This is a genomic window from Enterobacter sp. 01-M-02-SI-ECC (assembly GCF_047530595.1).
In the GTDB taxonomy this organism is placed as follows: Bacteria; Pseudomonadota; Gammaproteobacteria; order Enterobacterales; family Enterobacteriaceae; genus Enterobacter; species Enterobacter cloacae_M.
Genome location: NZ_JBLKCZ010000011.1, coordinates 48,319 through 74,374, shown reverse-complemented (window position 1 = coordinate 74,374; position 26,056 = coordinate 48,319). Strand labels below are relative to the sequence as shown.

Genomic DNA, 26,056 nt, shown 5'->3' with positions numbered 1-26,056 from the left:
TTTCTGGCGTCAACAAGGAGTACGCCATGCACATATTCAAAGGACGCTGCTTGTGCGGAATGAGTCAGTTCAGCGTGAGCCTCAATAATTTTGACGTATACGCATGTCACTGCACCCAATGCCAGAAGTGGTCGGGCGGCATTGCCATGTATCTTGAGCCGCAGGGCGAACCACTTCTTGAGCAAGACTCTATCGCCCCTTCTCATTTCGCGTCATCGGCGCGCGGCGAACGCTGGTTCTGCCCCGGCTGCGGCTGCCCGCTGTGGTTCAAACTGACCTCAACGTCGCGCTATTTCATTCCCTGGACGCTGCTTGAGATGGGTGAAGATGAGCGACGCCGGCTGGTGCTAGCCGCGGAAATCTACACCGAAACCCAGCCCGCGTTCTTTGGTCTGACCGGGCAATACGCGCGCTACAGCGGTTCGGAAATTGAAGCGCTTGATAAACACTGCCTGCTTACGCCGTAAGCGGTTCGACGCCTGCAGCCCGACGAAGCCAGTTTTGCAGCAGCTTACCGTCCTCGGTCATCTCTGAATCGGCACGCGTGCAGAGATAATAGTCGCGCCCGTCGTCAATGGGTAAGTCAAATATCTTCACCAGCTCGCCGCTCTCAAGATAAGGCGCGATCAGCGGCTCGCGCATCAGCGCGCAGCCCAGCCCGGCCTGTACGCCCGCCAGCGTTAACAGCCCGTCTTCAAACAGGGGGCCGCTGCGCCGCAGAGATCGTTTTACCCCCTGCAACTGAAACCACTGCGGCCAGCTGGTGCGCTCCTCATCATGCAGCAGCGGCATTTGCAGCAGTTGCTCAGGCGTATCGATATGGCCATGAATGCGCAAAAACGCGCGGCTACACACCGGAACCATCTGTCCGGAAATCAGCTTTTCGCTCTGATAGCCCGCCCACTGGCCGTTACCAAAACGAATCGACATATCCGACGCATCGCTCAGATAGTTACGATGGTTGGCATACACAACGTTGATCTCGGTCTGCGGGTTGGCACGCATAAAATCAGGCAGACGCGGGATAAACCACCCCATGCCAAAAAGCGGGATCAGGCTGATGGTGACCTGACGCGTTTGCGCCTGCTCGGCCAGATGCTCCGTTGCCTGGCGCAGCACGTTAAACGCAGCACGGATCGAGCGGTAATATTCACGTCCGTGCTGGCTCAGCACCAGCCTGCGCCCCTGACGTTCCGTCAGCGGCATTTGCAGATACCCTTCGAGGACCTTGAGCTGATGACTGACCGCCGACGGTGAGATATCCAGTTCCTGCGCGGCCAGCGTGACGCTGCCCAGCCGGGCGATGGCCTCAAAGGCCCGGACGGCGCGAAGCGGTGGGTCGTTTGCCAGACGGCTGTCTGCATACGCAGACAAAGCTGACGATTGTTCTGTTTTATTCATATGTTGATTTCTTTAGGCTTTTCACCTGAAAATACGATTGCATTATCTTTATATAAATCATAAAGATGAAGCAATAGCGGTTTATCATAAGAAATAATATATGTGTATTTTACAATTTAATTCATTTATCGGATGGTAGCCGCAGAAAAAAGACTTTGCGGGAACAGACGTTGGATACACTCATACAACAACTGATCAACGGTGTGATGCTGGGCAGCATTTACGCGCTGATCGCGCTGGGCTATACCATGGTGTATGGCATCTTGCGCATTATTAACTTTGCTCACGGCGATATTCTGATGGTCGGTGCGCTCACCACCCTTTCCTCCATTAACGCCCTGAACGCCACTTTCCCTCACATGCCGCTGCTGTTGCAGCTTGGCGTTGCCCTAGTGATTGCCATGGCCGTTTGCGCCCTGCTGGCAATGGCCGTGGAGCGCTTTGCCTATCGTCGACTGCGCAACGCCCCGCGCCTGGCACCGCTTATCTCGGGTATCGGCGTCTCGGTCCTGCTGCAAACCGTGGCGATGATTATCTGGACGCGCAACCCGCTGATGTTCCCGCAGATCCTGCCTATGGAACCGATCGCCGTGACGTCAGGAAGTGAACAGCATCCCCCCGCCATTGTGACCGTCACCGGCATTGTTACCGTGGCACTGGCGCTTGCGGTGATGACGGGGCTATGGCTGCTGGTGGAATACACCCGCCTGGGCCGCGGCATGCGCGCCGTGGCGGAAAACCCGCGCGTGGCCACGCTGATGGGGGTTAATCCCAATGCCATTATTACCCTGACGTTCGCCATTGGCGGCGTATTTGCCGCGCTGGCAGGCGTCATGATGGCCAGCAACTACGGCAACGCCAGCTTCTCAATGGGCTTTTTGCCCGGGATCAAAGCCTTTACCGCCGCCGTGCTGGGAGGCATTGGTAACATTCGTGGCGCAATGATTGGCGGGATCCTGCTCGGCATCATCGAAGCGCTGGGCGCAGGTTACCTGGGTGAACTGACCCACGGCGTCTTCGGCAGCAACTATCAGGACGTCTTTGCCTTTATGGTGCTGATCCTGGTGCTGGTCTTCCGTCCGGCAGGCCTGCTGGGCGAGCGCGTAGCGCACAGGGCGTGAGGGAAACAATGACAACGCTTCAACTACAAACCCCGGCGGCGACGGGCAAATTCTGGTCAGGCATGGTTCTGTTCTGCCTCGCGCTGCTGGTTGCCCCCGTGGTAGCCACGCAGCTTGGCGGCAACTACTGGGTACGCGTTATCGACTTTGCCCTGCTCTACATCATGCTGGCGCTGGGGCTTAACATTGTGGTGGGCTATACCGGCCTGCTGGATATGGGGTTTATCGCCTTTTACGCGGTCGGCGCCTATCTCGCCGCGCTGATGGCCTCGCCACACCTGCTGGAGGTTTTGCCGATCCTCAACGTCTGGTTCCCGGACGGGCTGCACACCTCATATCTGCTGATTATTCCGCTGGCGGCGCTCGTCGCAGCGGTCTGCGGCATTTTACTGGGCGCTCCCACGCTGAAGCTGCGCGGGGACTACCTGGCGATAGTGACCCTCGGCTTTGGCGAAATCATCCGCATCCTGATGCGCAACCTCGACCGTCCGGTGAACATCACCAACGGTGCGAAGGGCATTACCGGGGTGGATACGCTGAATCTGTTCGGCCTGAAGTTTAGCGGCGTATACCACTGGTTAGGTTTCAAAGTGCCCGCGCTGTGGCTGTGGTACTACCTGTTGATGCTGGTGATTGTGGCGATTATTTTTGTCTGCCTGCGCCTGCAGCATTCTCGTATTGGCCGCGCCTGGCACGCCATCCGTGAAGATGAGGATGTGGCCCGCGCGATGGGCATCAACGTGCGTAACTATAAGCTGCTGGCATTTGCGATGGGTGCCTCTTTTGGCGGCGTGGCGGGTGCCCTGTTCGGCGCGTTTCAGGGCTTTGTCTCCCCGGAATCCTTCACGTTACAGGAATCCATTGCCGTGTTGGCGATGGTGGTGCTGGGCGGGATGGGACACATTCCGGGCGTGATCCTCGGCGCGATACTGCTCACCGCCCTGCCGGAACTGCTGCGCAGTCAGGCAGCTCCGGTTCAGCAGGCGCTGTTCGGTACGATACTGATTGACCCGGAAGTGCTGCGTCAGCTGTTCTACGGCCTGGCGCTGGTGCTGGTCATGCTGGTGCGTCCTGCCGGGATCTGGCCGGTACGCCACAAGGAGGTGAATACATGAGTCTGTTAACCGTACGCAATATGTCCAAACGCTTCGGCGGTCTTACCGCGGTGGATGACGTTTCGATCGCCGTGAACAAGGGTGAGATCTACGGCCTGATTGGTCCTAACGGGGCGGGAAAAACCACCTGTTTTAACCTGATCACCGGGCTTTATCCGGCGGACAGCGGTGAATTTTCGATTGCCGACAAGCCCTATTTCCCAAAGCACATTGAGAAAGTCACCGCCGCCGGGATTGCCCGCACGTTTCAGAACGTGCGCCTCTTTAACGACATGTCGGTGCTGGAAAACGTGATGGTGGGTCGCCACGTGCGCACCCGTAACGGCCTGTGGGCCGCGCTGAGCCGTCACAAACGCGCTCGCGAGGAAGAGATGCAGACCCGGGAACTGGCCAGGCACTGGCTGGAGTACACCGGCATTGCCAGGTTCGCCCACTACCGCGCCTGCGATCTGGCCTATGGTCATCAACGCCGTCTGGAGATTGCCCGCGCGCTGGCAACGGATCCGCTGCTGCTGGCGCTGGACGAACCCGCCGCGGGGATGAACGCGGCGGAAAAAGTGGCGCTCGGCGAGCTGCTTATCCGCCTGCGCGATGACGGCATAACCCTGCTGATGATTGAACATGACGTCAAGCTGGTGATGGGCATCTGCGATCGCCTGACGGTACTTGATTACGGCAAAACGCTCGCCAGCGGCACGCCGGAGAGCGTGCGTCGCGACCCGGCAGTGATCGCCGCCTGGCTTGGAGGCAACGCCCATGTCTGAATTACTGAAGGTGGAACGTGTGGACGTGCATTACGGCGGTATTCAGGCCGTACGCGATGTCTCTTTTACCCTGCGCGAGGGCGAACAGGCTACGCTGATCGGCGCGAACGGCGCGGGGAAAAGCTCCACCGTACGCGCCATTACCGGGCTGGAAAACTTTAGCGGTCGTATTGAATTCAACGGTAAAGCGGTGCGTAAGCACAAGCCCGAAACCCTGCTCCGTGACGGACTGGTGATGGTCCCGGAAGGCCGGGGGATCTTCTCCCGAATGACGGTGCTGGAAAACCTGCAGATGGGCGCCTGGCTCAGGCGTGACACTGTCACCGTCAGGCGCGAGATGAACGAGATCTTCGAGCGCTTCCCGCGCCTGGGCGAGCGCCAGCATCAGCTTGCCGGGCTGCTGTCCGGTGGCGAGCAACAGCTGCTGGCCCTTAACCGCGCCCTGCTCAGCCGCCCGCGGCTGCTGATCCTCGACGAACCTTCGATGGGCCTTGCCCCGAAGATGGTCGAGAACATTTTTGCCGTTATCGCCGGGCTGCGCGAACGCGGCGTTGCCCTGCTGCTTATCGAACAAAACGCCCGTCTCGCGCTGGAAGTCACCGACAGCGCGTGGGTGATGGACAGCGGCAGCATCGTCCATCACGGCGAATCGAAAGCGCTGCTCAATGATGACCAGATTGCACAGATTTATTTGGGCGAAATGCCCGTTTAACAACACCAGCCAACATCAGGGAAAAACAATGAAAACAGTAAAAATCAGTGCGCTCAGCGCCGCTATCCTCCTCGGCAGTTTTGCCTCGACGTTCGCGTGGGCAGTCGACGGTGAAACCGTGGTTATCGGTCTGGCAGGCCCGCTCACCGGCCCGTCTGCCCGTATCGGTAAGGATCTGGAGAACGGCGCGCAGCTGGCCATTGACGACATTAACAAGCAGCACCCGACCATCGGCGGCAAAGCGGTGACCTTCAAACTACAGTCCGAAGACGATCAGTCCGACCCGCGCACCGCCGTGGCCGTGGCGCAGCGTCTGGTGGATAGCGGCGTGGCGGGCATTGTTGGTCACTGGAACACGGGCACCAGTATTCCAGCCGCACGTATCTATCACGATGCGGGCATCGCCCAGGTGGCACCGGTCGCGCCCGGTCACGCCTATACCAAACAGGGTTTTGATACCAGCTTCCGCGTGATGGGCCACGACGACGACGGCGGTCAGCTAGCCGGTCAGTACGCGGTTAATACGCTGAAAGCCAAACGCATTGCGGTGATCGACGACCGTACCGCCTTTGGTCAGGGCCTGGCGGACCAGTTTATTAAATCGCTTGAAGCGCTGGGCGTGAAGGTTGTCGATCGTCAGTACGTTGATGACAAAACGGTGGACTTCAGCGCCGTGCTGACCGCCATCCGCAGTAAAAACGCCGATCTGATCTTCTTCGGCGGCGTCGACAGTCAGGCAGCGCCGCTGGCGCGTCGTATCAAACAGCTGGGTATGAACGCTAAGCTGATGGGCGCAGGCGGATTTGTCAGCCAGACGTTCCTGCAGCTGGCCCAGAAAGAAGGCGAAGGCGTGGTCGCGCTGGAGCCGGGTCTGCCCGTTGACCAGATGCCGGGTGGAAAGGCATTCGAACAGGCCTATCAGGCACGCTACCACACCCATATCGAACTGCACGCCCCGTTCGCCTATGACGCCACCCGCGTGCTGGTTGCGGCGATGGAAAAAGCAGACTCCGTTGAGCCGTCCGACTATCTGCCCGCCCTGCGCGCCATCAGCTACTCCGGCGTCACCGGCCAGATCGCGTTTGATAAAGAAGGTAACCTGAAATCGCCGTCCTTCACCGTTTACAAAGTTGTCGACGGCAAATGGCAGCCGCAAACCGTGCTGGGTGGCGCAAAAGCGAAGTAACGCAGCGAGGGCAATGTGATGAGTGATAATAACGAGCTGGGCATTCTCGCCCGCCGCAAAATTGAAGCAGAAATTATAAAGCCAATTTATGAAATCCTGGTGCGCGAGATAGGGAAAACCCGCGCCCAGGCGGTCATTGGCGAGGCCATTGAGCAGGCCGCGATTGACGCTGGCAAAGCGTTTGCCAGCAAAGAACCCAACGGCACGGACGTAAAGAGCTTCATCGCCCTGCAGTATCTGTGGGAAAAAGATAACGCGCTTGACGTGAAGGTGATCGACGCCGACGACCAGCAGTACAACTACAACGTGACCCGCTGCCGCTACGCGGAGATGTATCACGAGATGGGGCTGGGAGAGATTGGTCATCTGCTCTCCTGCGCGCGCGATGAAAAATTCATCGTTGGCTATGCGCCGGACGTGAAGCTGACCCGCACGACTACCATCATGCAGGGCGGTTCGTGCTGTGATTTCCGCTACCGCAGCAGTAAGGACAAGCCATGATCCACGTTAACGCCGAACGGCTGTGGTCAACGCTTGAGATGATGGCGCAGATCGGCTGCACGCCCGCCGGCGGCGTGACCCGTCTGGCGCTGAGCGAGGAAGATCGTATTGCGCGTAACCTGCTGCGCGACTGGGCGCTGGACGCGGGTTTCACCTGCGACGTCGACAGCATGGGCAATATGTTTATCCGTCGCGCGGGGAAAAACACGCAGCTTGCCCCGGTCATGACGGGTTCACATGTGGATACCCAGCCGCTGGGCGGTAACTACGACGGGGTTTACGGCGTGCTGGCCGGGCTGGAGCTGCTGCGAACCCTTAACGACCATAACGTTGAGACTGAACGTGACGTTGTGCTGGTGAACTGGACTAACGAAGAAGGCGCGCGCTTTGCGCCGGCCATGCTCTCTTCAGGGGTCTGGACGGGACAGTTTAGCGAAGCATACGCGCATGCCCGCGCGGATAACGAAGGCACTACCGTGGGCGAAGCGCTGGAGAGCATTGGCTACCGGGGTGAAACCCCTGCCCGTTCGTTTCCCGTTCACGCCTGCTACGAACTGCACATCGAACAGGGTCCGATCCTGGAAGATGAAGCCATTGATATCGGGTTAGTCCGCGCGGCAATGGGCCAGCGCTGGTTTACCCTGACGCTGGACGGATTCGCCGCCCACGCGGGCACGACGCCGATGCACAGCCGCCGCGACGCGCTGACCGCCTTCGCAGAGCTGGCGCTGAAGGTGGAAGAGATTGGCTATCGGCATGCGCCGGACGGACGCGCGACGATCGGTATGGCGAAGGTTACGCCAAACTCGCGCAACGTTGTGCCGTCTCGCGTGGAATGCAGCGTTGAGTTTCGCCATCCGGCACAGCAGGCTCTGGAAACCATGGAAGCGGCGCTGCATAAGGTTTCTGAAAGCCTCAGCCTGCGCGGCGTCGCTGCTGCCGTTGAGCGCATTTTTGACTACGCGCCCGTCGCGTTTGATGCCGAATGCCTGGCGCGTTCGGAGAAGGCCGTGGCGGAACTGGGCTATTCGTCGAAACCAATGGTCTCCGGTGCGGGACACGACGCCTGCTATGTCAGCAAAATGGCGCCCGCCAGCATGATCTTTATCCCCTGCGTGAAAGGCATCAGCCATAACGAAGCGGAGAGGATCTTGCCAGAATGGTCGGAAAAAGGGGCGAACGTGCTATTGCATAGCGTTCTGTCCGCGGCCCTTGAGAGATAGAACGGTGCGAAAGCAGAGGAGCTCTGCTTTCGCCAGAATCTACACGGCAACGCGTCGGCTGATTTCGACAACCCGATCGCTGGGAAGGTGATAGTGGTTAATGACGTGCGTACAGTTGCGCTTCATGAACGCAAAGATGTGCCGTTGCCAGGCCGCCATACCTGCCTCACCCTCGCCTGCCACAATAGTTTCATGCCCGACATACCAGGTTGCGTCGTCCGTGGCAAAAAGCGCGTTAATCTCGCTGACCCCCTGCAACAAACGCGGGATGTCCGGATGTTCCATAAAACCATACTGCGCCACGCCGTGCCAGTAGCCCGGCGCCCGCTGCTCTACCCTGATGCGTTGCTCTTCCCCCACGTATGGCACATTCAGAATATCAATGGTAAGCGACAACACGTCCTGCTGTAGCGCCCGGTTTCGCGCGACGTGCCAGCGCATGACCGGCGGAATATTGTTCTGTGTCCGGGTCAAAAAGACGGCGGAGCCAGCCACTCTTGGCACCGTCTTTTGCTGAAGCTGGGCAAAGAACGCATCCACGCTGACGCCCTTCTCGCCCACCGATGCGGATACCGCCTTGACGCCGCGGTGCCAGATCAGCATCACCGTACAAATCGCTGCGGCCATCAGCAGCGGAATATAGCCGCCCTCCAGGACCTTAATCAGATTGGCAAATAAGAAGGTGGCATCAATCACCAGGAAGCAGAGGGCAATCACCGCGCTGCTGGCCAGGCTCCAGCGCCACACTTCGCGCATTGCCACAAACAGCAGCCCCGTGGTCATCAGCATGGTTAACGACACGGCAATGCCGTACGCGGCGGCGAGCTTATCGGAGGATTTAAAGAACACCACCAGCCCGATGGTTACCCCCATCAGCAGCCAGTTGATTATCCCGATATAAATCTGACCGTAGCTTTCCGCCGCCGTCTGCTTGATGCGTAATCGGGGTAACCAGCCAAGCTGTATGGCCTGGCGCGTCATGGAAAAAGCGCCGGTGATAATCGCCTGACTGGCGATTATCGTCGCCAGCGCGGCAAGAATGATGAGCGGAACCTGGAGCACAGGCGGACAGAGCGTGTAGAAAAGGTTTTGCTTGCTGTCGGCACCGGCCAGAATCAGCGCTGACTGGCCGGCATAGTTGAGCAGCAGCGAAGGAAAGACGATGCCGTACCAGGCAAGCCAGATGGGCTTTTTGCCAAAATGCCCCATGTCTGCATACAGGGCCTCGGCACCCGTCACGCAGAGAAAAACGCCGCCCAGGACCAGAAAACTGGTGTACCCGTTCGAAAACAAAAACGCGATGCCGTACGCAGGGTTGAGGGCCAGCAATACCGACGGGTGTTGAACGATCCCCCGCACGCCCAGCGCAGCAATCGCCAAAAACCAAACCGCCATAACCGGGCCAAATATTTTCCCTATGCGAGCAGTACCAAAAGGCTGAAGAAGAAACAGCGCCAGCAGGACCGCCACCGTCAGGGGCAATATGTACGGCTGAGATTCAGGAATGACCATCTCCAGCCCTTCAAGGGCAGAAAGCACGGAGATAGCCGGGGTTATCGCGCCGTCACCGTAAATTAAAGCGGCACCGATAAGGGCGGAAAAAATCACCCAGCGCCCGCCTTTGCCTTTCTCCACCAGAAGCGACATTAAGGCCATGATGCCCCCCTCGCCATGATTATCAATTCGCATGGCAAAGGCGGCATATTTTATGGACGTTACCAGGATGAGTGTCCAGGTAATCAGGGAGAGCAGGCCCAGGATGACGCCGGGCGTAGGGTCATGCTCAGAGAGCGACAGCACCGTGCGGAAGGTATAGAGCGGGCTGGTGCCGATATCACCAAAAACGACGCCCAGCGCGCCTCCTGCAAGCAGGGTTAACCGGGAGAGCGGTTGGGACGGTTCACTGCTGTGGCGAGGGCTCATATTTTCCAGCAAGAGTCAGATAATCCTTTAAAAAACATAGCCCATCTGCCCCACCCGCGCCAACCGCGCGCCCTGTATTACTGCGGCTTGGCCTTCGCCAGGCTAAACCAGATCCCCACTGCCAACAGCAGCAGCATTCCGCCCGCGCTGCCCAGCGCCACGCTGTGCGAAGTGATAAACGCGCTTTTCGCCGCCTCAATCACCGACTCCGCCAGCGTCGGGGTCAGATCCTGCGCCACCTTCATCGCCTCACCAATGGATGACGAGGCTTTATCTGCGAGCGAGGCGTTCAGCCCCTGCGGCAGGTCAATTGACGCCGAGAAGCTGCGGGTCAACAGCAGACCAAAGATGGCGATCCCCAGCCCGGCGCCCAGCTCATAGGACATGGTTTCAATCGCCCCTGCCGCGGCGGCTTTCTCTTTCGGCGCAGCGGCCATAATCGCCGAGGTCGAGGCCAGCAGCGCGCTGGCGGCGCTGAAGCCGAGCAGAACCATCAGGGCAGAAGCCAGCAGCTGCTGCGTGCTGAAGTCGAGCATCGACAGGCCGATAAAGCTGACGGCGCTGAGCCCCATTCCGCCAGCCGCCACAATGCGCAGACCGAGACGACCCACCAGCACACCCGCGATCGGTCCGCTAAACCCGCTCGCCACCATCAGCGGCAGCATGAACATTCCCGCTTCAAACGGCGTAAAGCCATGAACAAACTGCAGCTCCTGGGCCATCAGCAGCTCAAACCCGACCAGGGCAATCATGGCGGTCATCGCCATCACCACGCCGCTTAAAATGATGCGATGGCAGAACAGACGCATGTCGATCATCGGTACGCGAGCGCGGAGCTGAATACGCACGAAGATAAACAGCAGCACCGAGCCGGTCACCAGCGCGGACGCGACCACCCACGGCGACAGGACGCCTTTTAGCGCGGTTTTCGCACTGTAGACCAGCAGCAAAATCGCCACAATCAGCATAATGGCATGGCTGATATTCAGCGGCTGCTCCGGACGCCCCTGCTGAGGAGGCACCAAACGCGCGGCCAGCGAAACCACCACCAGCACGATCGGCACGTTGATTAAAAAGACCGATCCCCAGTAAAAATGCTCGAGCAGCATACCGCCAATCAGCGGGCCAAACGCCGCGCCACCGGAGCCCACCGCAGCCCAGACGCCGAGCGCAATGTTACGATCCCGCGCGTCGATAAACAGCGTGCGGATCCCTGCCAGCGTGGCCGGAATAATCATCGCCGCGCCGATTGCCAGCGAGGCGCGCGCCGCAATCAGCCACCCTGCTGACGGGGCAAATGCTGCCGCCAGCGACGACAGGCCAAACAGCGTGCTGCCAATCATGAGCAGTCGTTTAAAACCAATGCGGTCACCCAGGGCGCCCATCGGCAGCACCATTCCCGCCATCACCAGCGAGTAAATATCGATGATCCACAGCAATTCATTGCCGCTGGCGCCCAGCGTCATGCTCAATGTCGGCGCCGCCACGTGCAGCACCGTCGCGTCGATCGCCACCGGGATATACACCAGCACGATAATCACTAACGCTAACCACTGACGAAACATAAATTTCCTTTTCTTTTAAAACATGGACACATGTCCAGGATGCGATCCTACGTAAAGTTGAACGCATGTCCAGCTTTTTGTTACACTCGTTTCATTCCCATTGAGAGTGAGTAAACATGCGATATCTGAGCAAGGATGAACGGCGGGAAGCCATCTTACAGGCCGCCATGCGCGTGGCGCTGGCTGAAGGACTGGCTGCAATGACGGTACGCCGTATTGCCGCCGAGGCCGGAGTCGCCACCGGCCAGGTACATCATCATTTTACGTCCGGCGGCGAACTAAAATCGCTGGCCTTCGTACGGCTAATTCGCGAGCTGCTGGATGCGGATGTCGCGGGTAAACAGGCCGGCTGGCGGGAACAGCTTCATGCCATGCTCGGCAGCGATGACGGGAGGTTTGAGCCCTATATTCGCCTGTGGCGTGAGGCGCAGATCCTGGCCAGCCGCGATGCCGACATCAAAGGCGCCTATGTGATGACCATGGAGATGTGGCACCAGGAAACGGTGGCGCTTATCAAAGCGGGAACGGAGGCCGGGGCATTAAATCCGGGCGATCGGGCGGAAAATATTGCCTGGCGCTTGATTGGTCTGGTGTGCGGTCTTGACGGAATGTATATCTTAAACATGCCCGAAATGGACGAAGCCGCCTTTAACAACCATCTTGATAAATTAATCACGCTCGAGTTGTTTAATACGCCGTCTAAGCAGTGATGTTGCCGGGTAGCGGCGACGCCTTACCCGGCCTGCGTATTATTTCCCGGCCTGAGGATGTGTATCAAACCCTGCCATCACCGCCGTCAATTCTGACAGTGTAAAGCCGTGCTTCGGATCGTCAACCCCAAGACCAAAGCGCTCCTGCATTAGCTGGTATAGCGCCGCAGCGTTGGGAAGATGGATCTGCTCCTCCACATGGCCGTTCCGCCAGTGGGTAAAGTTGAAGTTGGTCAGCGTCAGCTTGCCGCCGTCCGGCAGATGGCGACACATCAACAGATGATGGCGGAAATGCGACTGCGGCCAGTGCGCCGACCAGAAATTCCCCATCACGTAATCGCTGAAATACTGCGTCGTCAGGTCAAACTGGTACATCGACTGCCAGTGCTCGTGGTGCCGGAACTGCAGCACCCAGTCGTTCCCCTCGCTCAGCAGACGATACAGCCCGTGCGGCGTCTCCTGTTCTTCATTAGCGAGCAAGCGAATCGGCGCCGTCAGCGTCTGGCCTCCAAAGCCGACGTCGGCAATCCAGCGCTCACCGTTAAGCTCAACCAGCAGCAGGCGGTGCGTGCGCGGCGGCATTTGCGGCGGACTCGCTAATACCACGCGCCCCAGCACGCTACGCACCGTAAACCCGACTTCACGCAGGACGCGCTCGAACAGGCCGTTTTGCTCAAAGCAGTATCCTCCGCGACGTGCGGTGACCAGCTTGTCGACCAGGCACCGATCGTCAAGCTGGATTTCGCGAGGCAGAACAACATCAATATTCTCAAAAGGGATCGCACAGTTGTGATGTAAATGCAGCGCGCGCAGGGTATCGATATCCACCCGCGTCGGTTGCGCCCAGCCGATGCGGGCAGAATAGGCGGTCAGAAATGGGGACATACATCAGTTTCCTTTGATTGAGATGTTCTGTTTATAAACTATTTTTACGCATCCACTTTGATTTACGTGCTTTTTCGTCATACTCATCGGTGTAGATGAGGAGACCCTATGAGCCACTTTCGCCCTGTTGAATTACGTCATGCCAGCCGTCTGCTGAACCACGGCCCTACTGTGCTTATCACCAGTCGGGATGAAAGCCTCGACAGACGCAACGTGATGGCCGCCGCATGGTCAATGCCCGTTGAGTTTGAACCTCCGCGCATCGCAATAGTCGTGGATAAAAGCACCTGGTCGCGCGAGCTGATTGAGCGCAGCGGGAAGTTTGGCATCGTCATCCCCGGCGTGGCGGCGGCCAACTGGACATACGCGGTCGGTAGCGTCAGCGGGCGCGATGAGGACAAATTTAACTGCTACGGGATCCCGGTGGTGAACGGTCCTGAACTTGGCCTGCCGGTGATAGAAGAAAAATGTCTGGCGTGGATGGAGTGTCGGTTATTACCCGTCACCTCAGCGGCAGAAAAATACGATACGCTTTTTGGTGAAGTGGTTTCAGCGGCAGCCGATGAACGCGCGTTTATCGCCGGGCGCTGGCAGTTTGACGGGGATAAGCTGAATACCCTGCATCATCTTGGGGCCGGAACGTTTGTCGCGAGCGGGAAGATGGTGAAGGCGCCGGATTGAGAAAACCCTCCCCCTATTGGGAGAGGGTGACCGTATTACTTCGCACGCCGCGCAATAATCTCATCCGCAACATTCCGCGGGGCTTCCGCAAAATGATGGAACTCCATCGTATACGTCGCGCGTCCCTGGGACATCGAGCGCAATGTCGTGGCATAACCAAACATCTCTGCCAGCGGCACGTCAGCGCGAATAATCTGGCTTCCGTACTGCTCCGCCATCCCCTGCACCATGCCGCGGCGGGAAGAGAGATCGCCCATGATGTTACCGGCGTACTCTTCCGGCGTTTCCACCTCCACGTGCATGATCGGCTCAAGGATCACCGGGTCCGCCCTGCGGGCGCCCTCTTTAAAGCCGAGGATCGCCGCCATGCGGAACGCCATCTCCGAGGAGTCAACGTCGTGATACGAGCCAAACGTCAGCGTCGCTTTGACATCAACAACCGGATAGCCCGCCAGCACGCCGCTGTTCATCGCTTCCCGAAGCCCTTTCTCAACGGACGGGATGTACTCGCGCGGCACCACGCCGCCCTTGGTGGCATCTTCAAATTTAAAGCCACTTCCAGGCTCCAGCGGCTCCAGGCTCAGCACCACATGGCCGTACTGCCCTTTACCGCCGGACTGACGAACAAATTTACCTTCGATATCCTTCACCGTTTTACGCAGGGTTTCACGGTAGGTTACCTGTGGGCGGCCAATGTTCGCCTCGACGCCAAACTCACGCTTCATGCGGTCGACGATGATCTCAAGGTGTAGCTCACCCATCCCGGAGATAATGGTCTGGCCGGACTCTTCGTCAGTATGCAGGCGAAACGATGGATCTTCCGCCGCCAGACGCTGCAGCGCGATCCCCATTTTCTCCTGATCGGCCTTAGTTTTCGGCTCGATCGCCAGCGAGATAACCGGGTCCGGGAACTCCATGCGTTCAAGCGTGATCACTGCATTCGGATCGGTGAGCGTATCGCCGGTGGTCACATCCTTCAGCCCCACGCAGGCCGCGATGTCTCCGGCGCGCAGTTCGTCCACCTCGTGACGATCGTTGGCATGCATCAGCACGATACGCCCGATGCGCTCTTTCTTCCCTTTCACCGGGTTGTACACCGCGTCGCCTTTGCGCAGCACGCCAGAGTACACGCGGATAAAGGTCAGTTGCCCGACGTACGGATCGCTCATCAGCTTGAACGCCAGGGCCGAGAACGGCTCATCATCGCTCGGATGACGCTCCGCGTGCTGCCCTTTTTCATCCACGCCATCAATGGCCGGCACGTCCAGCGGCGACGGCATGAGCTCAATGACCGCATCGAGCATGCGCTGCACGCCTTTATTTTTGAACGCGCTGCCGCACAGCATCGGCTGAATTTCACCCGAGATGGTGCGAATACGCAGCCCTTTGATAATTTCCGCTTCCGTCAGGTCGCCCGTTTCCAGGTACTTATCCATCAGTTCATCGCTGGCTTCCGCCGCCGCAGAGACCATTTTTTCCCGCCATTCCTGGGCGGTACTGACCAAATCGTCCGGCACGGGCGCATAGGTAAACACCATGCCCTGCGTCGCGTCGTCCCACAGAATGGTGCGCATCTTGATGAGATCCACCACGCCGGTGAAATGATCTTCTGCGCCCACCGGGATGACAATCGGCACCGGATTGGCCTTCAGGCGCTCCTGCATCATCCGCACGACGCGGAAGAAATCGGCACCCGCACGGTCCATTTTGTTGACGAAGGCCAGTCGCGGAACGTGATATTTATTGGCCTGACGCCAGACGGTTTCCGACTGCGGCTGCACGCCTCCCACGGAGTCATACACCATCACGGCGCCGTCGAGTACGCGCATGGAACGTTCCACCTCAATGGTGAAATCCACGTGGCCCGGGGTGTCGATGATGTTGATCCGGTGCGGCTCATAGCCTCTGTCCATACCCGGCCAGAAGCAGCTGACGGCTGCGGAGGTAATCGTGATCCCGCGCTCTTGCTCCTGCGCCATCCAGTCAGTGGTTGCCGCGCCATCGTGTACTTCACCCAGCTTGTGGCTCATCCCGGTGTAAAACAGGATGCGCTCAGTGGTGGTGGTTTTACCGGCATCGATATGCGCGGAGATACCGATGTTGCGATAACGTTCGAGAGGGATGGGTCGGGGCATGATATTTCCTTAAGTCTTATGACTTGTCTGTCACGACCAGGATGGTCGTGCATTCGTTCGTTTGCTATAATAGTCCTATTGTACGAGTATTATCGAACTATTTTTTAACGGTTGACCTATTGTTGATATAGCTCAATCTGACGCCAAACGCAGGAAAACGATGATCCCAAACCACCCTGAAACTGAACAAATACTGCTGGAAAATGTGCTGTTTGCCCTCGGCAATCCGCTCCGGCTGTCGATCATTCGCCGGCTGGCCGATGGCAGCGAACTCAGCTGTAACGCGCTGCGCCCGGAGGATGTAGTAAAGTCGACAATGACGCACCACTGGCGCGTTCTGCGCGACAGCGGCGTGATCTGGCAGCGCCCGCAGGGGCGGGAGAACATGATTTCGTTGCGAAGAGAGGATCTGGATGCCCGTTTTCCAGGGCTGATGGAGATACTTTTACAGGCCAAATCATAAGGGCATGCCTGTTTTTTCCTGAAAAATGCCCCGTACATATTTGAGGGGGCATTACGTCAGCGAAGGGATTTATCTAACCTGCATACGATATTCAATCATTCCACTTTTCTTCGCAATCCAGTCGTACAATCGTTGCCCGCGATAGTTGGCTTCATGCGTATGCCAGTAAAGGTGGCTGGCATGATGTTTTCTCGCTTCTCTCTGAACATATTCTATTAACTGTTTGCCAATGTGTTTGCCCCTTACGGCTTCGCAGACGTATAAATCTTCGAGGTAGCAATAATCGCTCTCAGCCCAGGTCGAACGATGAAAGAGATAATGCGCAAAACCCACTACGTCTCCATTACATCGTGCAACCACGCAGAATAGCGGCTCAACGGGGCTGAAAAATCGTTGCCAGGTTCGTTCAGTAATTGCCCCGGACAGATCGACGTTGTAAAACGCCTGATATTTTCCCCATAGTGGCATCCAGCTTTCAAAATCACGTTCTTTAACTGCCTCAATTATTACGCTCGTATTATTCATATTGCCTCTTTGGTCACCCGTTTATTCGTTTCAGGAAGAGTGTATTCGCTGAATGGCACGTTTTGCCCCGCCAATTCTCGCCATCAAGGCAGACCAATTTTTCATCCTTCTGCATGCAATATTGCTTTAGAATCAAAAGACACACAGGAAAAGTGGACAACGTAATGTTTAAGCACGCACAGCTTGAAACGGTTAAGGCATGGATTATCGACCCCGCTAACGAATCGCTACCGCTTCATGAAAGGATCCAGAGAGCAATACGGACGCTGATACTGGAAGGGGTATTATCTCACGGTAAGGCCCTTCCTGCCTCACGCGCTCTGGCAGCTTCTCTCAGCGTTTCCCGGGATACCATTGAAGCGGCCTACTCCAGCCTGCATGCCGAAGGTTTTATTGAGAGACAAACAGGCAGAGGGAGCTTCGTCTCTTCCAGCGCGCGTTTTTTAAAACCCCGTCCTCGACAGCATCAGCCAACCGCTGAGATAAGAAAAGCGAAACTCAGCGTCCGGGGAAAGATCGTTTATGAAAGCGGCGGGATCCGAGAATTTTCTTCACCTCGCCCCCTTGCGCCCGGCATTCCTGAAACCCGCATGTTTCCCATTCCGATCTGGGAGCGTCTTCAGCGACAGGTCCTGAAGGAGTTTCAGCATCAGGCATTAGAGCAAAGTCCCCCACAGGGTATAGAGCGCCTGCGACGGGCAATTGCGGAATATGTCAACCTTGAGCGCGGAACGCGTGCGAGGGCGGAACAGGTCATCGTTCTGACAAATTCTCAACAGGCGCTTGCGCTCTGTTCCCACGTGCTGATGGACGCCGGTGATGGCATTGTCATTGAAGATCCCTCCTATCAAGGGGCGCACAAAGCGTTCAACGCTGCAGGGCTTCGCTGTATTCCGGTTCCTCTTGATGAAAAAGGCATCTCGGTTGACGGTCTTAATTCTCTGACCGAGCCTGCCAGGGCGATCTACCTTACGCCTTCTCATCAGTACCCTACCGGGGTGACGCTCTCTCTTGACCGACGACTGGCAGTTGTTAAATGGGCAAACCGTTACGGAGCCTGGATTATTGAGGATGACTATGACAGCGAGTTTCACTACGAAGGCAAGCCAATGGCCAGTCTTCAGGGGCTTGATACTTCCAACCGGACAATTTATATCGGCACGTTCACCAAGTCTCTGTTCCCTGGGCTACGTATTGCCTACACCATCGTTCCCTCAGAACTGATAGAGCCCTTTACCATGGCGAGGACATTAATGGATGGTCACACCGCCTCAATAACCCAGCTGACGCTGGCTAAATTTCTGGAGGGGGGCCATTTTGGCGCCTATGTTCGTAAGATGCGGAGTATTTATGTTGCTCGTCGCGACGCGCTGGCAAGCATGATGGACGAATATCTCTCCGAATATGTTACCTGTGAAACGCCTGCGGGGGGAATGCAAATGCCTTGTCACCTGAAATACGGCATATCCGAGAAAGAAATAGCCACCGCCGCCCGCCGCGCGGGTGTTGATATACTTGGTCTTACCAATTTATATGCAGGTCCTCCCGCGTCCACCGGTTTTTTGATGGGATTTGCTGCTTACACGGAAAGGGAGATAGAAGACGCTGTAAAAAAACTGGCCGCAATTTTCCGTCATGTTTGATGCCGTCGACCGGTCAGCGGCGAACACTCATTCCGGGCGAGCAAGGCTATAAACAGGTATCCGCCGGGTTGTTTTGGTGAGCGTATCAAACACCTCGGCGTCGGACGTCACGATCCTCATCCCCGTTTTGCGTAATCTCTGCACATCGGCCGCGATGCGCTGAATGCCAAACCAGAAAAGCCCGTCGAGTGCCGTTATCGCTAACCCATTTTCCAGCGCCAGCTTAAGTCGTTCGCGGGGGGCTTTAACCTGCTGGGCAATTTGCCGGTAAGGCGCTTCATTGCATCCTGTCGCGTCACTGCGCTGGATACGCGTTTTCAGCTGATAGGTAAACTCGTCAGGTATGCCGTCCAGATCCCTTTTAAGGCTATAGACGCAGCCAAAGCGCTTGCCGTTAAACAGAACATTTTTCTGACTGAGCTGAAGCTCTTTTCTGACAGCGTCAATCAGCTGGGGCGCGCGGGTGAGGAGCAGCCTGAACGGCAGCTCGAAGCTGGTGACATAATCCACATTAAGCAGCGCGAGACGCAGACGATCCTCCGCACCGGACTGTTGCTCACGGCACTCCTCCAGCACCTCCGCCCACTGGCGCGTCAGGCGCTCCGGTTCGGCGGCTTCGGTCAGGAGATATTTTTCAATCTGATAATCAACTCTTCCGGTCATCGTGTGGTATCCCGTCGCTGTGGCTGCGGTAATTCTATACAGCGCGGTGAGTTTTATAAAGGACTGAACCGCAGCGACAATCTGTAAATGTCGTTGCGATTCAGTATCCTGACGTTTCGGATCAGTGCGCCATAATCCAGCCCATCAGAAGCGTGGCGAAAATTACCGTCGACGCGCCGCCGATGCGGGTGGCGATCTGCGCGAACGGCATGAGCGACATCCGGTTAGACGCGGACAAAATGGCCACGTCCCCCGTTCCGCCCAGCCCGCTGTGGCAGCAGGTCACAATGGCCGCTTCCACAGGATACATATTCAGACGCGACGCAATAACGTAGCCGCTCAGCGCCATCGCAATCACAACCGAACCGCATACCACCACGTATCCCACCGAGAAGACCGACACCACGCTCTCAAGCGGCACGTATAACATCCCGAGGCCGATCATCAGCGGCCAGACCAGCGCAGCCGAGACGAATTTATAGCAGCTATGCGCGCCCTGCTCCATTGAGGCCGGGATCACCCTGAAGTATTTACACAGAACGGCAATCAGGATCATCAGCACCGGGCCGGGAATGTGCACCAGTTTTTCAAACAGTCCGCCGACGATGAAAAACGCGCACACCATCAGCAATCCGCCGCCCATCAGATGAAAATCCGTCTGCTGCGTGCTTTGCGCCCCGGCAAACAGGCTGGCGTCGTCTTTACTCCGCGTGAGCATGCCATTTCCCGAAAGCGCAGGACGTTTCGCGCCGAGTCGCGCCAGCGAGCCCGCACAAATAATGGCAAAGATATTCCCAACGACCGCAGCGGGTGCAAGCTGCGCAACGTAGACGTCCGGCGTCTGCCCCAGTATTGCCGAATAGGCCAGGGACAGCGGCAAAATCCCCTCGCCGATCCCGCCGCCAATGATGGGCACAATGATGAAGAAGAAGGTGTGGTAAGGCGTATAACCAAACAGTGAACCCACAATGAGGCCGCTCAGCACGGCCATGCATGTTCCCGCCACCAGCGGAACAAACATGCGCATCATCCCCTGGATCAGCAGCACCCGATTCATCCCCAGAATGCTGCCGACCACCAGGCAGGCGATGACGAAATAGAGCAGATTCGCCTCTTTCATCAGCAGATGCACGGTATCAAGGGTATGTTTCCCGAATACGCCAAAATAGACCAGCACGGAGGGGACCATCAGGCACAGGATCGCCGGGCCGCCGATATCTTTCAGCACCGGGATTTGACGCCCGACTTTGGCAAAGGCGAAACCGAGGGTCATGATGACCGCGAGTCCACCTATCATATTTTTCGGCAGCAGCCCTGCCCAGGCGGACGTCGCCACAATCGCGGCAATCCCGACGAACAGCATCAACGGGACCGTGCCCACCTCGGTATTATTGAGCCCAAAGGCAAAACGCGAGGTCGACAGTTCTGAAGTCGGTACAGGATTATCTTTCATATAATCACCTGAATTTATGTTCGGATAAACAGAGAAAGGAATAACTGAAACTATTCCTGATACGAATAAATGTTCTTAAATATAAATAAAGACTTAGATGGCCTTTTCTAAAAACAGGCTCGCGATGAAATTATCATGGACCTGCGGGTAGAAATGTGAACAATCTGGCTCTTTGCTTTTAAATAACTTAATTCATCATTAAGTAACTAAAGTTATTTATAACGACTAATGTTGCTTTCTTGCGTCTTATCAATATTTGACGAAGGTATTAGTTATCCAACTAATGCAATCTTTTTGAAATTAATAAAACCAGAGAGAGTGTGACCCTTGTCACTCCTGTCCTGCTTTCTAAGCGCTAGATTAGCGCTGCAATAAAACACATAAAATACCCTACAGGAAATACTATGCCTTCATTACTATTACAGTCACTGTTTCCGCTCGTCTTTATAATGTTACTTGGATGGCTAAGTGGAAAGCTGGGATATTCCCGGCGTGAAGATGCAAACGTCATGGCAACCGTGGTGATTCGTTTCGCCCTTCCTTTCCATCTTTTTATCGGTGCATTGCATACCGATCCCAATAAAATTAAGAACCTGACCTTTATTGCCGTTTTAGTTGTCGGTTTAATGGGGTCGTATTTACTGACGCTATTTATTTCGCGCTACGTTTTTCGCCACGATATCAAAACCAGCGCCATTCAGTCACTGGTTTGCGCCTTTCCCGATATGGCCTACTTTGGCGCACCGGTCCTGGCGGTCTTGATTGGGCCGGAAGGATTTATCGGCGTGCTGATTGGCAATATTATTACCAGCGTTATCATGATCCCTCTGACTATCGTCCTGATTCGTATGGGTGATAAAAACGGTCATGACGGCCTGGAGGCGCTGCACCCGGGGGCGATGATCGTGCAAAACCTCATCAAGGCGGCACGCAATCCTATCGTCTGGATCCCGGTCTCCGGCGTATTGCTCAGTCTGGCCGGCGTGCAAATCCCTTCTATTCTCAGCATGCCTATCGAAATGGTTGGCAAAGTTTCAGGCGGACTGTCCCTGTTTGCCCTCGGCCTGTTGTTTTACGGTGAACGTCCAAAACTGAACGTGCAAACGTTTACCAATATCAGTATCAAAAACCTTATTCAGCCGGCAATGATGGCCGCCGCGGGGATCGCCTTTGGCCTGAGCCATACCTTACTGCAGCAGGTCGTCATTATTGGCGCAACGCCTTCCGCGATTGCCGCGGGGATGTTTGCGTTGCGCAGCGATACCTATATTGATACCGCATCCTCTTCCATATTAATTGGCACTGCCGTCGGGGTCGTGACCGAAGGCATTATGATCTATTTCATCTCTTAATCTGTTTTATTTAAAAAATTCAGGAGTTAACCATGTCCCGGAAAGAAGTTCTGTACACCCCCTATAACGGGGCCGTATTGCTGGAAAATCCGCTGCTAAATAAAGGGCTCGCATTTATTAAAGAAGAGCGTGACAATTTTAATTTGCATGGGTTATTGCCGCACAACGTTGAAACGATTGAGGAACAAACCGAGCGCGCCTGGGTGCAGTTCTGTCATTTTAAAAGCGATATTTCGCGTCATGTATACCTGCGAAATATTCAGGACACCAATGAAACTCTTTTTTATAACCTCCTGCGTTCGCACCTGAAAGAGACGTTACCGATTATCTATACCCCGACGGTCGGTGAAGCCTGCGAGCATTTCTCTACGATTTATCGACGCGCGCGCGGCCTGTTTATTTCATGGCCGAATCGCCATCGTATTGATGAGATGCTGCAAAGCTTTTCGCGCAACGACGTTCGCGTGATTGTGGTGACGGACGGGGAACGTATTTTAGGGCTTGGCGATCAGGGTATCGGCGGAATGGGCATCCCAATTGGCAAGCTGTCGCTGTATACCGCCTGTGGGGGGATCCATCCGGCCTCTACCCTGCCGATTATGCTGGATGTCGGCACCAATAATCAGCAACATCTCGACGACCCGATGTACATGGGCTGGCGCCACCCGCGCATCAGCGACGACCAGTACGCTGAGTTTATGGATATGTTTGTCAGCACCGTTAAAGCGCGCTGGCCCAATGTTCTCCTGCAGTTTGAAGACTTTGCGCAGAAAAACGCTACCAGGCTGCTCCAGCGCTACCGCGACCAGCTGTGCTGCTTCAATGATGATATACAGGGCACGGCCGCCGTCACCGCCGGTACGCTGATGGCGGCGGCGCATGCGGCGGGCACGCGCATTCGCGACCAGCGCGTGGTCTTCCTGGGCAGCGGCTCTGCCGGATGCGGAATAGCTGAAAAGATTGTGGCGCTGATGGTGGACGACGGCCTGACCGAGTCCGAAGCCCGCAGTCGGATCTTTATGGTCGATCGCTTCGGCCTGCTGACCGACGACATGACCAACCTGCTCGATTTCCAGAAAAACCTGCTTACCGCGCGCGACGCCGTTTGCAGCTGGCAGGTAGACTCGCAAAATATTTCCCTGCTGGACGTGGTGAAAAACGCGCATCCCACGGTGATGATCGGCGTTTCAGGCCAGCCGGGGCTGTTCAGCGAAGAGATTGTCAAAGAGATGCATCGCCACTGTCCGCGCCCAATCATCATGCCGCTCTCGAACCCGACCTCGCGGGCGGAAGCCCAGCCGCAGGATCTTATCGCCTGGACCCAGGGGGCCGCGCTGGTGGCCACCGGCAGCCCGTTTGCCCCGGTATTCTGGGAGAATGAACACTACGAGATCGCCCAGTGTAACAACGCCTATATTTTCCCGGGCCTGGGGCTGGGCGTGCTGGCCTGCAACGCGCGCCGGGTGACGGAAGAGATGCTGATGGCAGCAAGCCCCAGCCTGGCCGCGCAGTCTCCGCTGGTCACCACGGAAAAAGGCGGATTGCTGCCGCCGGTAGATCAGATTGAAACGGTTTCACGCCAGATTGCCGTCGCCGTCGCCCGGGCCGCGATTAAACAGGGCGTGGCTCCGTCGATAGATGATGAGACGCTGATGGCGCGTATTGAGAAGACCTGGTGGCAGGCGGACTATGCGCCGTACCGCAGGTCTGCGCTGTAGCGCCAGTCATGCCCTCACCGCAGGGTGAGGGCATCGCTGTGGTTTTAGTGCTGTATGCCTGAGCGGTCAGAAAAATCGCTGGCGGAGAGACTATCATCCCGAGTTGCCGCCTGTTTCAGACGGGCATACCGGTCAGGTCCCCCTTCAGGACGCGTTTTGAAGCGACGATGCAGCCACATATACTGCTCTGGCGCCATGCGTACGGCCTGCTCAATTGCCCTGTTCATCTGCGTCGCCACGGCTTCTTTATCGCCGCCCTGCAACGCCTCGCTGATATCCTCAAGAATAATCAGTTCGTAACCGGAGCCATCCGCCCTGCGGCGCGGCACAAAGGGGATGACGGCAGGCTTAGCGCTTTTGACCAGCATATAGCTTCCAGCGGTCGTGGCGGCATCCGGAACCGCAAAGAACGGCACAAAGACGCTATTGGTTTTGCCATAGTCATGGTCCGGGGCGTACCACAAAATCTCATTTTGCTTCAGCGAGCGGATCATGCCCTTTAAATCATGACGATCGAGCATGGTTTTATTGGAGCGCAGGCGTCCGCGCGTCTGAAGCCAGTCCAGCAGCGCGTTATTATTCGGACGATAAACCCCAATGCCGGGATTAAGCATGCCAAAGATCCGCGCGCCCAGCTCAAGGGTGAGAAAATGCATGCCAACGAGCACCACGCCATTGCCCTTTGCCCGCGCCTTTTCCATGTGCTCATACCCCTGCACGGTAAAGCATTTCTTCACCCGCCACGCGGGCCAGAACCATGCCATCCCGGTTTCGATTACCCCCATTCCTACCGATTCAAAATTACGCTGCAGCAGGGACTCTCGCTCCGCCTTTTTCATCTCCGGGAAACAAAGCTCCAGGTTGCGGCGGGCAATTTCGACGCGGCGGGGAAGCAGGCGCATCGCCAGTCGACCAAGGCCATGACCGATTCTGAACAGAAGCGGATAAGGGAGCAGCATGATGAGCCACAGAGCCGCAATGCCGGCCCAGCTTAGCCAGTAACGGGGATGAAGAAAGGCGAATGAAAAACGGGGTAATTTTGTCATGCGAAAATTATCCTTTAACGTGTCTGTCCTTAATTGATTCTTTTGAAGATCTTTCCTAAGGATTAATAATATGTCAGCCAGAAACGTTAATTGTAGCGGATAAAACAAAACGCATTTTTATCGATTTTTGCGAAAAAAATGAAGACGAGACGGGAAAAAACCGGGAAGGAGAGATCCATCCCCCCCGGCAAGTGCGCTTACATTGAATAGCCAGGCTTTTTAATTAATTCGTCCAGCTTCGGTCCTATTTCGGTATCCCAGACCTGCGCTTTCCAGTCCTCCTGGTTCACCTGATTCAACGCAACGGAGACAGAGCTGTCTTTGCTGTTGAAATGGCGAATAATGACCTCAGCAATATCCTCGGCCAGTGCGGCTTTTTGTTCGTCGTTCAAATCGCGGGGAAAACATTTGATATCTACGTGTGGCATATGCAGGCTTCCAGTTGTGAGTCAGGGCTCCACGTTATCAGATAATACCGTTGGCCTTTAACACCTTGTGCAGTTCCGGCAGCTGGCATACGGTGTCCGCAATAGCCGTAAACCTCGGCGTATTGGTCGCAAACCAGTCATGGCGTGGCCCCCAGGTTCGCGCCACCGCGATATACACATCCAGCAGCGTCAGCCGTTCCCCCAACGCAAACGGGGCGGCCTTGAGCTGAGTTTCGAACCACAAATAGAGGGACTTCCGGTATTCGATGCAGTTTTTCTGCAGCTGTTCAGGCGCATCCGGCGCCCAGCGTTCGGGATAGTCTGCATACGTAAACGTGGGATAGACGTTAGCCACAAACCAGATCAGCAAGCGCTGAAACTGCTGGCGTTCGGCCTGCCCCACGGGCGGCGCGAGATCGGGGCATCTGTCGAGCACCATCAGGGCAATCGCCGCCGTTTCGGTCATGATGGCGCCATTTTCCAGCTCCAGCGTGGGTACCTGACACAGCGGGTTGAGCTTTTGCAGCAGCTCGCGCTGCGGACCGGGCTGGTCAAACCCGTCCACGTTGATAAATTGATAGGGGATATCGGCCAGGGTTAGCATCACTTCACCGATCGCCGAGCCCCAGCCGGGTACGCCATAGAGTTTAATCATGTTGCCTCCTCAGGGATGAAAACCCTAAGTGTATACCCGCCATACTTCAAGTTGCAGGTGCGTTGGCTGCACTCACTCACCCCAGTAACGTACTAGTGTACGCTCCCGGGGATTCGTTCCCTTGCCGCGTTACTCGGCCTGTAGCCTCGCCCCTTCGGGGCCAGCGCAAGCGCTGTTCAAAACGGCAA

General features: G+C 56.5%; 25 protein-coding genes. 14 read left to right on the top strand and 11 right to left on the bottom strand.

What is annotated here, in order from left to right:
* Positions 1 to 26 precede the first annotated feature (26 nt).
* Positions 27 to 467, top strand: coding sequence for a GFA family protein (locus ACMWLG_RS15395; RefSeq protein ID WP_045399961.1), 441 nt, complete (start codon positions 27 to 29; stop codon positions 465 to 467).
* Here the strand turns inward: ACMWLG_RS15395 and ACMWLG_RS15390 are convergent.
* A complete protein-coding gene (locus ACMWLG_RS15390; RefSeq protein ID WP_045399962.1) occupies positions 457 to 1,401 on the bottom strand; it encodes a LysR substrate-binding domain-containing protein in 945 nt (314 codons plus the stop codon). The genes ACMWLG_RS15395 and ACMWLG_RS15390 overlap by 11 nt on opposite strands.
* A gap of 170 nt (positions 1,402 to 1,571) precedes the next feature.
* Here ACMWLG_RS15390 and ACMWLG_RS15385 point away from each other — a divergent pair, with 170 nt between their 5' ends.
* From ACMWLG_RS15385 to ACMWLG_RS15355, 7 genes are read left to right on the top strand one after another with little or no spacing between them, the layout of a single operon-like run.
* A complete protein-coding gene (locus ACMWLG_RS15385) occupies positions 1,572 to 2,522 on the top strand; it encodes a branched-chain amino acid ABC transporter permease (protein ID WP_045399966.1) in 951 nt (316 codons plus the stop codon).
* An 8-nt stretch (positions 2,523 to 2,530) separates the two neighbouring features.
* Entirely contained in the window at positions 2,531 to 3,637 is a 1,107-nt protein-coding gene (locus ACMWLG_RS15380) for a branched-chain amino acid ABC transporter permease (protein ID WP_045399969.1), read from the top strand.
* Positions 3,634 to 4,401 (top strand): ABC transporter ATP-binding protein, encoded by a 768-nt coding sequence (locus ACMWLG_RS15375; protein ID WP_045399971.1) that lies wholly within the window; start codon positions 3,634 to 3,636, stop codon positions 4,399 to 4,401. Before ACMWLG_RS15380 ends, ACMWLG_RS15375 begins: the two co-directional genes overlap by 4 nt.
* Positions 4,394 to 5,113 carry an ABC transporter ATP-binding protein gene (locus ACMWLG_RS15370; protein WP_045399974.1) on the top strand — a complete coding sequence of 240 codons (720 nt, stop codon included), beginning with the start codon at positions 4,394 to 4,396 and terminating at the stop codon, positions 5,111 to 5,113. Before ACMWLG_RS15375 ends, ACMWLG_RS15370 begins: the two co-directional genes overlap by 8 nt.
* A gap of 28 nt (positions 5,114 to 5,141) precedes the next feature.
* Positions 5,142 to 6,299, top strand: a complete 1,158-nt coding sequence (locus tag ACMWLG_RS15365) for a branched-chain amino acid ABC transporter substrate-binding protein (RefSeq protein WP_414763000.1) — start codon at positions 5,142 to 5,144, stop codon at positions 6,297 to 6,299.
* Positions 6,300 to 6,317: 18 nt separating this feature from the next.
* Positions 6,318 to 6,800 carry an L-2-amino-thiazoline-4-carboxylic acid hydrolase gene (locus tag ACMWLG_RS15360; RefSeq protein ID WP_045354104.1) on the top strand — a complete coding sequence of 161 codons (483 nt, stop codon included), beginning with the start codon at positions 6,318 to 6,320 and terminating at the stop codon, positions 6,798 to 6,800.
* Positions 6,797 to 8,023 (top strand): Zn-dependent hydrolase, encoded by a 1,227-nt coding sequence (locus tag ACMWLG_RS15355; protein WP_045399979.1) that lies wholly within the window; start codon positions 6,797 to 6,799, stop codon positions 8,021 to 8,023. Before ACMWLG_RS15360 ends, ACMWLG_RS15355 begins: the two co-directional genes overlap by 4 nt.
* Before the next feature lie 39 nt (positions 8,024 to 8,062).
* Here the strand turns inward: ACMWLG_RS15355 and ACMWLG_RS15350 are convergent, their stop codons facing one another.
* Both ACMWLG_RS15350 and ACMWLG_RS15345 read right to left on the bottom strand, forming a co-directional pair.
* Complete coding sequence (locus tag ACMWLG_RS15350; RefSeq protein ID WP_023311950.1) at positions 8,063 to 9,946, bottom strand: potassium transporter Kup; 1,884 nt, start codon at positions 9,944 to 9,946, stop codon at positions 8,063 to 8,065.
* Between the two features lie 77 nt (positions 9,947 to 10,023).
* Positions 10,024 to 11,511 (bottom strand): MFS transporter, encoded by a 1,488-nt coding sequence (locus ACMWLG_RS15345; protein ID WP_045399981.1) that lies wholly within the window; start codon positions 11,509 to 11,511, stop codon positions 10,024 to 10,026.
* 116 nt (positions 11,512 to 11,627) lie between these two features.
* Between ACMWLG_RS15345 and ACMWLG_RS15340 the strand changes: the two genes are divergently transcribed.
* Positions 11,628 to 12,221, top strand: coding sequence for a TetR family transcriptional regulator (locus ACMWLG_RS15340; RefSeq protein ID WP_045399983.1), 594 nt, complete (start codon positions 11,628 to 11,630; stop codon positions 12,219 to 12,221).
* A 39-nt stretch (positions 12,222 to 12,260) separates the two neighbouring features.
* Here the strand turns inward: ACMWLG_RS15340 and nhoA are convergent, their stop codons facing one another.
* Positions 12,261 to 13,106 (bottom strand): N-hydroxyarylamine O-acetyltransferase, encoded by an 846-nt coding sequence (gene nhoA / locus ACMWLG_RS15335; protein WP_045620315.1) that lies wholly within the window; start codon positions 13,104 to 13,106, stop codon positions 12,261 to 12,263.
* Positions 13,107 to 13,214: 108 nt separating this feature from the next.
* Here nhoA and ACMWLG_RS15330 point away from each other — a divergent pair, with 108 nt between their 5' ends.
* Positions 13,215 to 13,787 (top strand): flavin reductase family protein, encoded by a 573-nt coding sequence (locus tag ACMWLG_RS15330; RefSeq protein ID WP_029741093.1) that lies wholly within the window; start codon positions 13,215 to 13,217, stop codon positions 13,785 to 13,787.
* Positions 13,788 to 13,822: 35 nt separating this feature from the next.
* On the opposite strand, the gene fusA is transcribed toward ACMWLG_RS15330, so the two are convergent.
* The gene (gene fusA, locus ACMWLG_RS15325) at positions 13,823 to 15,922 is read right to left on the bottom strand and encodes an elongation factor G (protein WP_023311955.1); all 2,100 of its coding nucleotides are present in this window, start codon (positions 15,920 to 15,922) and stop codon (positions 13,823 to 13,825) included.
* A gap of 160 nt (positions 15,923 to 16,082) precedes the next feature.
* Between fusA and ACMWLG_RS15320 the strand changes: the two genes are divergently transcribed.
* Positions 16,083 to 16,385, top strand: coding sequence for an ArsR/SmtB family transcription factor (locus ACMWLG_RS15320; protein ID WP_045354132.1), 303 nt, complete (start codon positions 16,083 to 16,085; stop codon positions 16,383 to 16,385).
* A 69-nt stretch (positions 16,386 to 16,454) separates the two neighbouring features.
* On the opposite strand, the gene ACMWLG_RS15315 is transcribed toward ACMWLG_RS15320, so the two are convergent.
* The gene (locus tag ACMWLG_RS15315) at positions 16,455 to 16,910 is read right to left on the bottom strand and encodes a GNAT family N-acetyltransferase (RefSeq protein ID WP_023311957.1); all 456 of its coding nucleotides are present in this window, start codon (positions 16,908 to 16,910) and stop codon (positions 16,455 to 16,457) included.
* A gap of 164 nt (positions 16,911 to 17,074) precedes the next feature.
* On the opposite strand from ACMWLG_RS15315, the gene ACMWLG_RS15310 reads away from it, so the two are divergent.
* Complete coding sequence (locus ACMWLG_RS15310; RefSeq protein ID WP_045620313.1) at positions 17,075 to 18,553, top strand: PLP-dependent aminotransferase family protein; 1,479 nt, start codon at positions 17,075 to 17,077, stop codon at positions 18,551 to 18,553.
* A gap of 27 nt (positions 18,554 to 18,580) precedes the next feature.
* On the opposite strand, the gene ACMWLG_RS15305 is transcribed toward ACMWLG_RS15310, so the two are convergent.
* Together ACMWLG_RS15305 and ACMWLG_RS15300 are read right to left on the bottom strand one after the other, a co-directional pair.
* Positions 18,581 to 19,216 carry a helix-turn-helix domain-containing protein gene (locus tag ACMWLG_RS15305; protein WP_045399993.1) on the bottom strand — a complete coding sequence of 212 codons (636 nt, stop codon included), beginning with the start codon at positions 19,214 to 19,216 and terminating at the stop codon, positions 18,581 to 18,583.
* Between the two features lie 121 nt (positions 19,217 to 19,337).
* Positions 19,338 to 20,669, bottom strand: a complete 1,332-nt coding sequence (locus ACMWLG_RS15300; protein WP_045399995.1) for a 2-hydroxycarboxylate transporter family protein — start codon at positions 20,667 to 20,669, stop codon at positions 19,338 to 19,340.
* A gap of 404 nt (positions 20,670 to 21,073) precedes the next feature.
* Here ACMWLG_RS15300 and ACMWLG_RS15295 point away from each other — a divergent pair, with 404 nt between their 5' ends.
* Both ACMWLG_RS15295 and ACMWLG_RS15290 read left to right on the top strand, forming a co-directional pair.
* The gene (locus ACMWLG_RS15295) at positions 21,074 to 22,021 is read left to right on the top strand and encodes an AEC family transporter (RefSeq protein WP_045399997.1); all 948 of its coding nucleotides are present in this window, start codon (positions 21,074 to 21,076) and stop codon (positions 22,019 to 22,021) included.
* A gap of 32 nt (positions 22,022 to 22,053) precedes the next feature.
* Complete coding sequence (locus tag ACMWLG_RS15290) at positions 22,054 to 23,739, top strand: NAD-dependent malic enzyme (RefSeq protein ID WP_045620467.1); 1,686 nt, start codon at positions 22,054 to 22,056, stop codon at positions 23,737 to 23,739.
* Positions 23,740 to 23,783: 44 nt separating this feature from the next.
* Here ACMWLG_RS15290 and ACMWLG_RS15285 read toward each other — a convergent pair whose 3' ends face one another.
* From ACMWLG_RS15285 to ACMWLG_RS15275, 3 genes are all read right to left on the bottom strand, one after another.
* On the bottom strand, positions 23,784 to 24,785 hold the full coding sequence (locus ACMWLG_RS15285) for a Kdo(2)-lipid IV(A) acyltransferase (protein WP_045620469.1): 1,002 nt from the start codon (positions 24,783 to 24,785) through the stop codon (positions 23,784 to 23,786).
* A 197-nt stretch (positions 24,786 to 24,982) separates the two neighbouring features.
* Complete coding sequence (gene pptA / locus ACMWLG_RS15280) at positions 24,983 to 25,213, bottom strand: tautomerase PptA (protein WP_023311964.1); 231 nt, start codon at positions 25,211 to 25,213, stop codon at positions 24,983 to 24,985.
* 37 nt (positions 25,214 to 25,250) lie between these two features.
* Positions 25,251 to 25,868, bottom strand: coding sequence for a glutathione S-transferase family protein (locus ACMWLG_RS15275; protein WP_023311965.1), 618 nt, complete (start codon positions 25,866 to 25,868; stop codon positions 25,251 to 25,253).
* Positions 25,869 to 26,056: the final 188 nt, after the last annotated feature.